Below are 11,520 nucleotides of genomic sequence, written 5' to 3' on the forward strand. Positions count from 1 at the left end.
TTATCTACTCCTTTAACTTACTTACTGGTTCTTTCACCAAAACTTTAGTATGGTGAAAACTATTTCTAATATAACGCTTAACGGCGGGTTGATGATATACTTTGACTAATTTTTTTATTTCCGGGCGCCGACTATTTTTAGGACTGGCGGCAATAATATTGATATTTTTTTGGGTGGAACGATCCAATTTCTCATGGAGAATACTATCATGCCAAACATTCAAGCCGCTTTCTTGGGCTATTGTATTAGTAATTAGTCCTGCCGCTACATCATTGAGCACTCGGGCTACTGTAGAACTATTTACCTGATAAAAACGGAAATGATGCGGATTGGCCTTTAGATCATTGACGGAAGCCGTTTGATCACGAGTTTTATTTAATTTAATTAAACCGGCAGTTTGTAATAATTGTAAGCTGCGGGTTTGATTAGCAGGATCATCCGCAATGGCAATCTTCGCATGATCGGGTAACTGCTTTAAACTTTTATATTTTTTGGAATAAAGACCTAAAGGTTCTAGATAGGTAGTACCGAGAATTGTTAATTTACCATTCGGGTTGTCCTTGTTATAAGATTGCAAATAACTAGCCGATTGAAAAGCATTCGCATCGACGCTACCTTCCGAAGTGGCCCGATTGAGCTGAATACCATCGTTAATCTCTTTAACGCGAATTTTTAAATGTGCTTTTTTAGCAGCGGTGGAGCGGGAAATATAGCGCCAAATTTGCGCATCTGAACCTTGACTGCCAACCACTACTGTCTGACTGCGGGCCTGTACTGTCGAAACATTAACGCTCAAAATTAAGATTAAAGTAAGAATGATAGCAAAACCCCAGTTTTTTTTAAACTTCATGACCCCAAACCTCCTGTGCCACTTCCTCTAAAAGTTTGATTTTCGCCCATTGTTGTTCAACTGTTAATACATTGCCTTCTTCTGTAGAAGCAAAGCCGCATTGCGGACTAATAGCTAATCGATCGAGATCAATAAACTGACTGGCTTCTTGCAGACGTTGAATTAATGCTGCTTTATTCTCTAAAGTTCCAGATTTACTGGTAACTAAGCCTAAAACTACATATTTATCACCACTAACCTGTTTTAAAGGTTGAAAATCGCCCGCTCTCTGCGAATCATACTCTAAATAATAAGCCTGAACATTTTCTTGAGAAAATAACGGCTCTGCAACACTTTGATAACCACCGGAATAAGACCAAGTGGAATGATAATTTCCCCGACAAATATGGGTATTGACTACTAAATCTGCAGGCAAATTTTGAATGGCTGCATTGTTTAACTGGACATAAGTATCTTTTAACTGTTCTAAATCCAACGACTCGCTTAAATGTTCAGGATGAGCCTGCCAATCAGCGATCGCTCCCCAGGTGCAATCATCCAGCTGCAAGGTTCGACAACCGGCATCATATAGATCTTGAATCACCTGTTGATAAGCTTGCGCAATATCAGCTAACAAATCATCTTGATCAAGATAAAATTCTGCAACCCGGGTTTGTTCGGGCCGACGTTTTAATTCTGCTAAAAATTGACTGGGTGCAGGAATTGTTTGTTTAACCTGAACGCCAGCAGGGGCATGCTCTTGAGTAAATTTAAAATGCTCGATAAAAGGATGATGATGGCCGCTAATTTTAGCAGTTAATTGTACCGTTTCCGCACGTGTAACTTCATCATGAAATTGATATCCTGTTGCGGCCGCCACTTTTTGAACACCTTCTAATCCCCAAAAAAAGTCCAAGTGCCACCAGCTGCGACGAAACTCACCGTCAGTTACGGCATGTAAACCTACTTGCACTTCTTGTTGAAGTAAAGCAATAATTGCTTCATCCTCAATTTTTGTTAACTGTTGAGGCGTTATTTGCCCAGCGCTTAGTTGCTGGCGGGCTTGCTTCAGCTTAGCGGGCCGTAAAAAACTGCCAACAATATCAAATCTAAATGGTGATTGTGTTCGTTTACTAAAATGTTGTGCCATAATACATCCTCCTTGAGCTGAAAAACAAGAACAAAAAAGCGTCCCTTATTACAAATCTAAATCTGTAATAAGGGACGCTTTTCGCGTGTTACCACCCCAAATTTAATAGTATTTCACAATACTATCCTCGACAAGTACACAAACAAAGCTATACTTGGACCGCGCTATCAGGTGTCAACCGCGAATGATTAAGATTAATTCATCACTCGATTTGCTCCCAGACCATCTTCAACATTGTTGGCATTCCACTTCTCATCACCAGTGGTTCTCTGTAAATGTAACTAATATTTACTCATCTGTTCTCAGCATTTTTTAATTGTCGTTATCGTAAACCTAATTTAAAAAGCTGTCAAGGCTAATTTTAAGATTCTACATCCGTTCCAATCTTTGAATGCGGTCTGCTAACGGTGGATGCGTATCAAACAATTGTTGTAAAGAATGTTTGCCTTTTTGCGGATCAGTAATATATAAAGCTGCACTAGCATCGTCAACATGCTGCATGGGTTGAGTTACTTGTTCTAATTTTTTTAGCGCGTTAATTAATCCCTGTGGATTACGAGTCAATTCTACGCCAGAAGCATCAGCTAAATACTCCCGATTACGTGAAATGGCCAAACGCACGATCGTCGCAATTATAGGGCCAATAATCGCAAATAATAAACCTACAATATATAAAACAATTTGCAGGATATTCCCATTTCGAGAATTATCACGGTCAGTGTCACCACCGCCACCAAATAACCAGCCCCAGCGATACATATTGCCTAACATTGAGGAAATAAAAATAATTGCTGAAGATAAAGCTACCGAAATGGTTGATACTCGAATATCATAATTGCGAATATGGGAAATCTCATGTCCTAAAACCCCTTCTAATTCTTCACGATCCATTAATTGATACAAGCCGGAAGTTACCGCTACAGCAGCATGTTGGGGATCGCGACCGGTAGCAAAAGCATTGGGGCTGGGATCGTCAATAATATAAATATCCGGCTGCGGCACATGCGCTACCAGAGATAAATCTTCCACAATATGCCAGAGATCAGGGGCTTGTTCCACATTTTTAATAGGTTGGGCCCGATTCATCTGCATAACTACACTAGTCGATTGAAAGTAAATCGTAAAAGCATAAAAGAGCGTTATTGCTAAAGCAATAACAATACCGCTCAGCGCATTATTAAAAAATAATTTACCAACAACCCAACCAATCAATCCCAACAATGCAAAAAAAATGGCAAAAACTACATAAGTTTTGCGCTTATTACGCGCAATTTGTTGATATAACATAGATTTTTACCTCTTAAAACTTCACTTGTGGTGCTTGCTTTTCCTCTTCAGGGATAGATAAGAATTCCATAGGTTTAAAGCTATGAATACTAGCTATTAAATTACGCGGGAAAGTTTGCGTAGCAGTATTATAGTATTGAACTGCACTATTATAAGCCTGACGTGAATAAGCCACTTTATTTTCTGTATTGGTCAATTCTTCCATTAATTTACCAAATTCTTGATTAGCTTTCAGATCAGGATAATTTTCTGCTAAGGCAAAAACTTGACGTAAAGCACCCGTCAGCATATTGTCAGCATCCACTTTATCCTGTAAGTTATCAGCACTTACGACGGAATTACGTAAACGGACAACTTCTTCTAAAGTTGTTTTTTCATGCGCAGCATAACCCTTAACTGTTTCTACTAAATTGGGAATTAAATCAGTCCGCCGTTTTAATTGAACATCAATTTGGCTTTGAAATTCTTGCGCCTGATTGCGAGCTCGAACCAGACCATTATATAAGACTGCATAGAGAATAATAAGAACTATTATTACAAGAATAATAATTAAAGTTGTTGACATCGATAATCTCCTTTAATCTATTTGGCAATATCTTACCACAAAATAAGTGCACAACAAAACCTAATTACAAGCTCTGCCAACTGTAACTTATTCAGCAGTAGTAATATCGGCTCCAATATTATCATGTGAGAAATCGTGCTGCATAAAATCATGATCAGCAATCGGTAAATGTTGTTCGAAAGTATCAAAGACTTGGACTTGTACCTGCCCTTTAGTTAGTACAAAATCCAAAACATGCCCTCCCATAGAATGATCAGCTGCCAAAAAATGACTATGAAAGCCGGCTACTGCGGCTCCATGAAAGAGTTGAGGTGAATAATAACTTAATAAAGTACCCGTTACGTTATGGGCTGTAAATTCCTGCTGTTGTTGAGCCGTTGCCACTAAAGTTTTATAAGGCGGAGTTGATTTAACGGCGGCGCGCGTATGCATCATCTGAAAACTGCCGTTAATTTTTACAGAATAAAAAGTATTCGGTGCTTTGACTAACTGCTCCAAGCGCTGGTAAGTCTGCGTCTGAGAAAGTTGTGCCAGTGTAGTTACATCCTGATAAGCAGCCTGATGGACATCCGCAAAAGGGACTGTAAAATCTGCAGGTACTTGCCGGACTTGACCTTGACCATTAATCTGATAGGCATTTCCTTCTAAAATAATTAATTCACCATCTAATCCGGCTCCCGTACCAATACCGGTATCACCATGCTGTAATAACTCACCAATAGACATTGTACCAGCTAACAAACCGGGTACCAACAAAGCCAAAGTACCATGCTGAAATAAAACTTGCTTCATTAATATTCCTCCTTCATTTTATGGTCCGCAGCGGACACTGAATTAACAAGCGGGATCCTGCGATAATTAAGCACATCTTCAGCGCCAATTAGTAGCCCAAAGTTGGATGGGGTTTAAAACTAAAGCAATCAGTGCGCTTTTAGTTATGACTATATATTAATAGTACTAAATTTTTGATACTATCCTAAACGGCATCGATTACTGAAAGTTTATTGAATTACTAAGCTAATTCTTGCCGCCATGTAAAAATTTTACATATCTCATTTCAAAATCCGACAAATTCTGAAAACCACCAATTATTTTAGATTGTCTAGTTTTCCCTTTATTCTGATTTCTATTTACAGTACAATAATAAATGGTGTTTTGCTCTTTTTCAGATCCTTAAGCAAGAAGGTTAAAAAATGGCCGTAATTAGGAACATCTCCAATGATAAAATGCTCTGGATTGCTGCAATTGCTGCGTTATTATCCAACTTTATCAGTAAACCAGAAATAGATGATATCAATTTTCATACTATCTTTTCATTATTATCAATGATGGTATTAATCCAAATATTTGAAAACATTGGCTTATTGCAATATTTATCCACTACTTTTACTTCTAAAGTTAAAAATACCCGTCAATTAATGATTATTCTCATTTTAATAACTTTTCTAGGAGCAATGTTAATAACGAACGATGTTGCTATTTTAATCATTGTACCTTTATTTTTTAAAATAGCTAAAAAAGTTCCCGCTAATCATATTTTAACAGTCACTATGATTGCCGCCGCCGCTAATATTGGTAGTGCTTTCACACCCTTTGGCAATACCCATAATTTATTTTTGTTGTCACATTATAATTTGAATATTACTAATTTTTTTAAAGTTTCTACTCCGTATGCTCTTATTGGTTTAATAATTTTAATTGCAATGGCGGCACTTCTAACTAAACCCCAACCTATTAATGTCGATATCGGCCACTTCAGTGTTCATTTTCCAGCATTGTTAGTGGCTTTAGTCTTGACTGTTTTAGTGTTTTTGGGAATTTTTAAAGTCTTGCCCATTGCTTGGATGGCGGTTATAACTATTATTATTGCTTTTTTAATGAATCGAAAAATTTTATTGCATGTTGATTACGCTACTATTTTAGTATTTGTTTGCTTTTTTATTGCTATTGGGAACTTAAGCCGTTCCCAGCAAATTGCTTCTTTAATTAGTTTATTGGTGTCCAACAAATACGCCACTTATTTATCGGCTATTGGTCTCAGCCAATTTATCAGTAATGTTCCGGCAACTATTTTGGTAGCCAAATTTACTGTTAATATTGGCGCTGTTTTCCTAGGTTCTAATATCGGTGGCATCGGATCTCCCATTGCTTCGATGGCTAACTTATTAGCTTATAAACAATTTTCCTTTTTTACGAGTAAAACCGAATCAACGCAATATTTAAAAAAATCCTTTGCGCTCAATTTAATTCTTTTAGCTATTTTAGGTACTATCGGCTGGTTTTTAGTTTGAAACTGGATTTTTTTAATACCAGCTGGCCCGCTCTCCCGCAGTATGGGGCTTATTAACTCCTAAAGATTGCTGAATGTATTGTTGGGGTTGAGTAATAATTTTTGTTACTAAACTAGCAACACTTTTGCGTGAGACTTCTGTTCCCTTAAAAGGTTCATCTTTAGTAGTAATTTCATAATCAACTTCATCCAGATCTTGTAACCAAGCCGGCCGAATGATCGTATAATCTAAATTGCTGGCTTCAATAGTTGCGGCCGCTTTTTTATAGTTGGGGAGATAACTTTCACCTAACATTTTATTATTCCATTTGCCAAAATTACCCGGCACTTCATTGTAAATACCCAAAGTCGAAATCCAAACCAAACGGCGCACTTGCTGTTGTTGCATTGCTGTCACCACATTTTGTGCCTGCTGGAAAATATTTTCTCCAGCTAAGTTGGCATAAACTAGATCCTGGTGTTCCATAGCCTGTGTTAACAGTTTAGTATCCATTACATCTCCCAGAATAACTTGACCCCAAGCTTGATTTTTATCAGGCAGTTTGGCAAGATGACGTAAATAAAGAGTCAGATGGATATCTGTTCGTGAGTGCAGCATTTCTTCAACTAAAAGAGCAATTTTACCACTGGCTCCTAAAATTAAAACGTTTCTCATTTGATAACCTCCTGGGTAGTTAACTACTACTGTAGTAGTTTCCGGCTTTTTTGGCAAAGAAAAGCACTTTCTGAGATGTTTCTCCGTTGCAAAAGTGCTTATTTGCACTTCTATCGGGAATAGTTAACAATACTAACAGTTATTCAACTACTGTTAGCCAATTGTCATTTTCAAAATGCTAAACACTGGGGGGCTATTATTGAAGACATTCCAAGCAGTTAATTTTATCTGCCCAACGCTACATAATTATTATAACTATTTAATTACTATAACTTTGCACTAAACGCTCCGGTAATTGAAATTGACGTTTTTGTTGTGCAAAATCATCCATAAACTCCAAATAATAGGCCTGCAAAGCCTGATGTTTAAACCCTAAATCCATAGGGCCGCCATATAAATGATCACCGATTAAAGGATGTCCCAAATAAGCAAAGTGCACTCTAATCTGATGGGTGCGGCCGGTATGCAGTTGGACTTTAACCAAAGTTGCCTTCGAAAAATGTTGCAAAACCCAAAATTCCGTTTTAGCCATTTGCCCTGTTGGTAAAACTTGATGCGCAATCTGCTGCGGTAAACGACCTATCGGCTGCTCAATTAAGCCATGTTTTTCTTTGATATCACCAGCTACCAAAGCATAATAAAATTTTTTCAAAGAACGCTGCGTTAACTGTTGATTGGCCCAGCTATTAGCTAAACGATGTTTAGCAATCAACATTAAGCCCTGCGTATCACGATCCAAGCGGGTAATAATATGAGGAACTAAATTGGCCGAATGTTCTTGTTTTAAATGGCCTTTCACACGATTAACCACCGTATCAGTAGGATTATTGGGACCCGGAACAGAAGCTAGGTAAGCGGGCTTATCCAGCACCAGCCAATTCTGATCTTCAAATAAAATAGTCAAGGGTTGATTGCTAGTTGCCACTTGAGGGTCATCTGCTTCCACAGGAAGAGTAATCTGCACCTGATCTTGGGGTTGCACTAATTGTTCTGCTGACACCAACTGATCATTAACAACAAAATTTTGCGGCAATTGCTTCAACTGATTATACAAGCGATGACTAATTCCTTGTCCACTTAAAAAACGCTTGATTGGTAAGGCTGACTGTGAATGGTTCACAAAAGTAAATTGCATGATTCACCTGCTATTTTTTCATTTATTGTGCCAGTTTTTAATTAATTTCGCAAATTGACCATTATTTGATTGGTATTACTACTTTTTTTGTTAGAATAAAATAAGATAGAACTAGGGAGTTGATCAATTGCAAAAACATATCTATTTAGCTGGAGGCTTCTTTAACCCCAAACAAAATCAATTATTGGATCAAATCGAAGCGGCCCTGCAACAAAATCCCACGGTAGGATATTGGCACAGTCCACGGGATCATCAATACAAAAATGCCAGTATTGATCATGATCCAGAGGGTATTTTTGGTAGTTATGAATGGGCTACAGAAACTTATAATAATGATCTAGCTGCTATGCAGTTAGCTGATATTGGGGTTATTGCTTGGGATAATCTGCAAGTTGATACCGGTACCGCTTGGGAAATGGGATATCTTAATGCGATTAATAAACCCTTAATTATGGTTTGCAGTGATGATGTTCAAACTACAGGTATAAATCTCATGTTAGTTAAAAGTATCAAGGCTTATTTACAAAAACCGGCAGCTGTAGCGGATTTTGATTTTAATTTAATTCCCACACAGCTCTATCAGGGAAAAATTATTTAGTAAGGAGATAATATAATGACAGTTCCGACAATTACTTTAAACAATAACGTTCAAATTCCCCAACTGGGTATGGGCGTTTTTAAAATGAAGGATCACGAACAATTTCTCAAAGCCTTCCAATGGGCTTTAGACATTGGCTATCGTCATTTTGATACAGCGGCCATTTATGGTAATGAAAAATGGCTGGGTGAAGCTATTAAAAAGTCTGGTATTGATCGCCACGAACTTTTCATTACTTCTAAGTTATGGCCTGCAGAATTTGATGATCCAAAACAGGCGTTTGAAAACTCACTCAAGCGTTTAGGCTTAGATTATTTAGATTTGTATTTAATTCATTGGCCTGCTCCCGGTTACCAACAAGCTTGGCAAGCAATGGAAAAACTTTACCAAGCCAAAAAAATTCGAGCTATCGGGGTCTCTAATTTTATGATTAAGCATTTAGAGCAATTACAGCAAGTCTCACAAGTAACCCCTGCTGTGGATCAAATCGAATTACATCCTTATTTACAACGACCGAAGCTACTCCAATATTTGCAGCAGCATAACATTGCCGTTGAAGCTTGGGGGCCATTGGGTCAAGGAAGTAACGGGGTATTTGATGAACCGGTATTACAAGATTTAGCAGCTAAATATCATAAAAGCGTGGCGCAAGTCATTTTACGCTGGCACTTGCAACGGCAAGCCATTATTTTCCCTAAATCTGTTCATCAACAGCGGCTGCAACAAAATTTTGACATCTTTGATTTTGAATTAAGTAGTGCCGATATGCAGGCTATTGCCCGTTTAGATAAAAACCAGCCTAATGGCTCAGATCCTAATAGTGATGAATTTCTGGCACAAACTAAATTACGACCAGTGATTAATTAGAATTATTCTGCTAATCTGTCAAATAAGTTTTAAGGTAAGGTTTGCCCTTTCAAAAAGGTTGCACAACCAGTCCGCTTAGATAAAAATTAATTTCTCATACTACTTTGGCCGGCCCAATTAGACAGTGTCCCAGAATTAAAACGAGCGGTCGCAACAAGTAGTTAAAATAATATCGTCTCATCAAGAGTGAAAATATTTCTTGGTGGGTCGATTTTTTATCTCTTCTACAAGAGTGGCACAACAGCCATTATTTTTAAAATTGTATCATCTTTTTCAAGACCAATCTGAGCATAATAAAGGGTTGGAAATTAATTTAACTTATATACAACGGTCACACTTTAATTAAAAATCCAATTTTCAGTTATTGTTAAAATCAACATTTACAGATCAGCAAATTTGCCATTATTTTGTCATTTTACTAATAACTGAAGATCTCATTTTTAAAAATGTTATTTATACCGTGACAACTACTAAATCACCCAGCTACTTTGAACAAGGAGGAATTCCAATGACCAAAACTGGTCAAGATGTACTCAATGATCCGTTCTTAAATCATGGTACAGGCTTTACTTCAACTGAAAGAAAAACGTTGCATTTACAAGGTTTATTACCACCGCAGGTCCAAACCATTGACCAGCAAGCCCAAATAGCTTATGAACAAGTTCAAGGCAAAAATTCTAATTTAGAAAAAAGACTTTTTTTAATGACGCTCTTTAACACTAATCGTACTTTATTTTTTTATTTATTTAGGCAACATCTTCCCGAATTTATGCCTCTGGTTTATGATCCTACCATTGCCGAGACCATTGAAAATTATAGCCATCTTTTTATTAATCCCCAACAGGCAGCTTTTTTATCTATTAAGCACCAAGATGAAATGGCGGAAACCTTAAAAACCGCCGCTGCCGGAAGATCCATTAAACTAATTGTTGTCACAGATGGCGAAGCAATTTTAGGTATTGGTGATTGGGGCACTCAAGGTGTGGATATTGCTATCGGCAAACTTATGGTTTACACAGCTGCTGCCGGACTTAATCCAGCCCAAGTTCTTCCTGTGGTTTTAGATGCCGGTACCAATAACCCCACCTTACTCCAGGATTCTTTTTATTTAGGATTACATCAACAACGTATTCAAGGAGAACCATATTACCAATTCGTCGATAATTTTGTTCAAACTGCCGAACAGCTCTTTCCCAACATGTATCTGCACTTTGAAGATTTTGGCCGGGATAATGCAGCTGCCATTTTGAATCATTATCAAGATCAGTTTTTAACTTTTAATGATGATATTCAGGGAACGGGAATTATTGTTCTCTCCGCTATTTTAGGTGCCCTGAAGATTAGTCAACAAAAGCTAACAGAACAAAAGTATTTATGCTTTGGAGCCGGCACAGCCGGAATGGGGATCGTCAAACAAATATACCACGAAATGATTCAAGAAGGCCTCTCTCCAACAGCCGCCCAAAAACGCTTTTATTTAGTAGACAAACAAGGTCTTTTATTTGATGATACGGCTGCTTTAACTCCGGAACAAAAGCCGTTTACCAGAAGCCGTAAAGAGTTTGCTCATTCGGATTCTTTAACCACTTTAAAAGCAGCCGTAACTGCAATTCAACCCACTATTTTAGTCGGAACTTCAACTCAAGCCGGAGCTTTTGATGAAGATATTGTTCAAGCAATGTCTCGTTATACGCCGCGGCCCATTATTTTCCCTTTATCTAACCCTACTAAATTAGCTGAAGCTACGGCCGCTGATTTAATCAGATGGTCCCACGGCCGCGCCTTAGTCGCCACCGGCATCCCTTCTGCACCCGTAGACTACCAGGGTATTTCTTATCAAATCGGTCAAGCCAATAACGCTCTGGTGTATCCCGGACTAGGAATGGGAGCTATTGCTGCCCAAGCAAAAATTCTCAGTACTAATATGATTAGTGCCGCCGCGCATTCGCTTGGCGAGATGGTGGACTTTCGCCAGCCCGGAGCAGCAGTTTTGCCGCCTATTTCTCAATTGGAGCTTTTTTCCCAAACTATTGCCGAAAATGTTTGTAATCAGGCAATTAAAGACGGATTAAGTCAAAATAATTGCCCAAATGGAGCTGAAGCCGTAGCGACTATCAAATGGTCTGCCCACTATTAAAATCAAA

At 38.1% G+C, this 11,520-nt stretch carries 11 protein-coding genes and 1 other annotated feature; of the genes, 4 read left to right on the plus strand and 7 right to left on the minus strand.

Translation table 11 applies throughout. The features are described 5' to 3' along the window. Positions 1-4 precede the first annotated feature (4 nt). From JG29_RS06590 to budA, 5 genes are all read right to left on the minus strand, one after another. Complete coding sequence (locus tag JG29_RS06590; protein WP_045923157.1) at positions 5-850, minus strand: MetQ/NlpA family ABC transporter substrate-binding protein; 846 nt, start codon at positions 848-850, stop codon at positions 5-7. Continuing rightward, on the minus strand, positions 840-1,979 hold the full coding sequence (locus JG29_RS06595; protein ID WP_045923158.1) for a 5-methyltetrahydropteroyltriglutamate--homocysteine S-methyltransferase: 1,140 nt from the start codon (positions 1,977-1,979) through the stop codon (positions 840-842). Before JG29_RS06595 ends, JG29_RS06590 begins: the two co-directional genes overlap by 11 nt. A 67-nt stretch (positions 1,980-2,046) precedes the next feature. Then, positions 2,047-2,292, minus strand: a binding site (T-box leader). Positions 2,293-2,348: 56 nt separating this feature from the next. After that, positions 2,349-3,266 carry a zinc metalloprotease HtpX gene (gene htpX, locus JG29_RS06600; RefSeq protein WP_045923159.1) on the minus strand — a complete coding sequence of 306 codons (918 nt, stop codon included), beginning with the start codon at positions 3,264-3,266 and terminating at the stop codon, positions 2,349-2,351. A 13-nt stretch (positions 3,267-3,279) separates the two neighbouring features. Further along, positions 3,280-3,831, minus strand: a complete 552-nt coding sequence (locus JG29_RS06605) for a LemA family protein (protein WP_045923160.1) — start codon at positions 3,829-3,831, stop codon at positions 3,280-3,282. A gap of 87 nt (positions 3,832-3,918) precedes the next feature. After that, entirely contained in the window at positions 3,919-4,623 is a 705-nt protein-coding gene (budA, locus tag JG29_RS06610) for an acetolactate decarboxylase (protein ID WP_045923161.1), read from the minus strand. A 401-nt stretch (positions 4,624-5,024) separates the two neighbouring features. Here budA and JG29_RS06615 point away from each other — a divergent pair, with 401 nt between their 5' ends. Further along, entirely contained in the window at positions 5,025-6,122 is a 1,098-nt protein-coding gene (locus tag JG29_RS06615; RefSeq protein ID WP_045923162.1) for an SLC13 family permease, read from the plus strand. 12 nt (positions 6,123-6,134) lie between these two features. Here the strand turns inward: JG29_RS06615 and JG29_RS06620 are convergent, their stop codons facing one another. After that, complete coding sequence (locus JG29_RS06620; protein ID WP_045923163.1) at positions 6,135-6,776, minus strand: SDR family oxidoreductase; 642 nt, start codon at positions 6,774-6,776, stop codon at positions 6,135-6,137. Positions 6,777-7,035: 259 nt separating this feature from the next. Then, entirely contained in the window at positions 7,036-7,911 is an 876-nt protein-coding gene (locus tag JG29_RS06625; RefSeq protein WP_045923164.1) for an RluA family pseudouridine synthase, read from the minus strand. Between the two features lie 127 nt (positions 7,912-8,038). On the opposite strand from JG29_RS06625, the gene JG29_RS06630 reads away from it, so the two are divergent. From JG29_RS06630 to JG29_RS06640, 3 genes are all read left to right on the plus strand, one after another. Then, positions 8,039-8,509 carry a nucleoside 2-deoxyribosyltransferase gene (locus JG29_RS06630; RefSeq protein ID WP_045923165.1) on the plus strand — a complete coding sequence of 157 codons (471 nt, stop codon included), beginning with the start codon at positions 8,039-8,041 and terminating at the stop codon, positions 8,507-8,509. A 15-nt stretch (positions 8,510-8,524) separates the two neighbouring features. Next, on the plus strand, positions 8,525-9,376 hold the full coding sequence (locus JG29_RS06635; protein ID WP_045923166.1) for an aldo/keto reductase: 852 nt from the start codon (positions 8,525-8,527) through the stop codon (positions 9,374-9,376). A 508-nt stretch (positions 9,377-9,884) separates the two neighbouring features. After that, entirely contained in the window at positions 9,885-11,513 is a 1,629-nt protein-coding gene (locus tag JG29_RS06640) for a malolactic enzyme (protein ID WP_045923167.1), read from the plus strand. Positions 11,514-11,520: the final 7 nt, after the last annotated feature.

It is taken from the genome of Bombilactobacillus mellis (assembly GCF_000967245.1).
Taxonomy (GTDB): domain Bacteria; phylum Bacillota; class Bacilli; order Lactobacillales; family Lactobacillaceae; genus Bombilactobacillus; species Bombilactobacillus mellis.

What these genes read in the sequence shown, in the direction of transcription:
- JG29_RS06640 (WP_045923167.1), top strand. Translation starts at nt 9,885, where the DNA reads ATGACCAAAACTGGTCAAGATGTACTCAATGATCCGTTCTTAAATCAT.
- budA (WP_045923161.1), bottom strand. Translation starts at nt 4,623, where the DNA reads ATGAAGCAAGTTTTATTTCAGCATGGTACTTTGGCTTTGTTGGTACCC.
- JG29_RS06625 (WP_045923164.1), bottom strand. Translation starts at nt 7,911, where the DNA reads ATGCAATTTACTTTTGTGAACCATTCACAGTCAGCCTTACCAATCAAG.
- JG29_RS06605 (WP_045923160.1), bottom strand. Translation starts at nt 3,831, where the DNA reads ATGTCAACAACTTTAATTATTATTCTTGTAATAATAGTTCTTATTATT.
- JG29_RS06615 (WP_045923162.1), top strand. Translation starts at nt 5,025, where the DNA reads ATGGCCGTAATTAGGAACATCTCCAATGATAAAATGCTCTGGATTGCT.
- htpX (WP_045923159.1), bottom strand. Translation starts at nt 3,266, where the DNA reads ATGTTATATCAACAAATTGCGCGTAATAAGCGCAAAACTTATGTAGTT.
- JG29_RS06635 (WP_045923166.1), top strand. Translation starts at nt 8,525, where the DNA reads ATGACAGTTCCGACAATTACTTTAAACAATAACGTTCAAATTCCCCAA.
- JG29_RS06620 (WP_045923163.1), bottom strand. Translation starts at nt 6,776, where the DNA reads ATGAGAAACGTTTTAATTTTAGGAGCCAGTGGTAAAATTGCTCTTTTA.
- JG29_RS06590 (WP_045923157.1), bottom strand. Translation starts at nt 850, where the DNA reads ATGAAGTTTAAAAAAAACTGGGGTTTTGCTATCATTCTTACTTTAATC.
- JG29_RS06595 (WP_045923158.1), bottom strand. Translation starts at nt 1,979, where the DNA reads ATGGCACAACATTTTAGTAAACGAACACAATCACCATTTAGATTTGAT.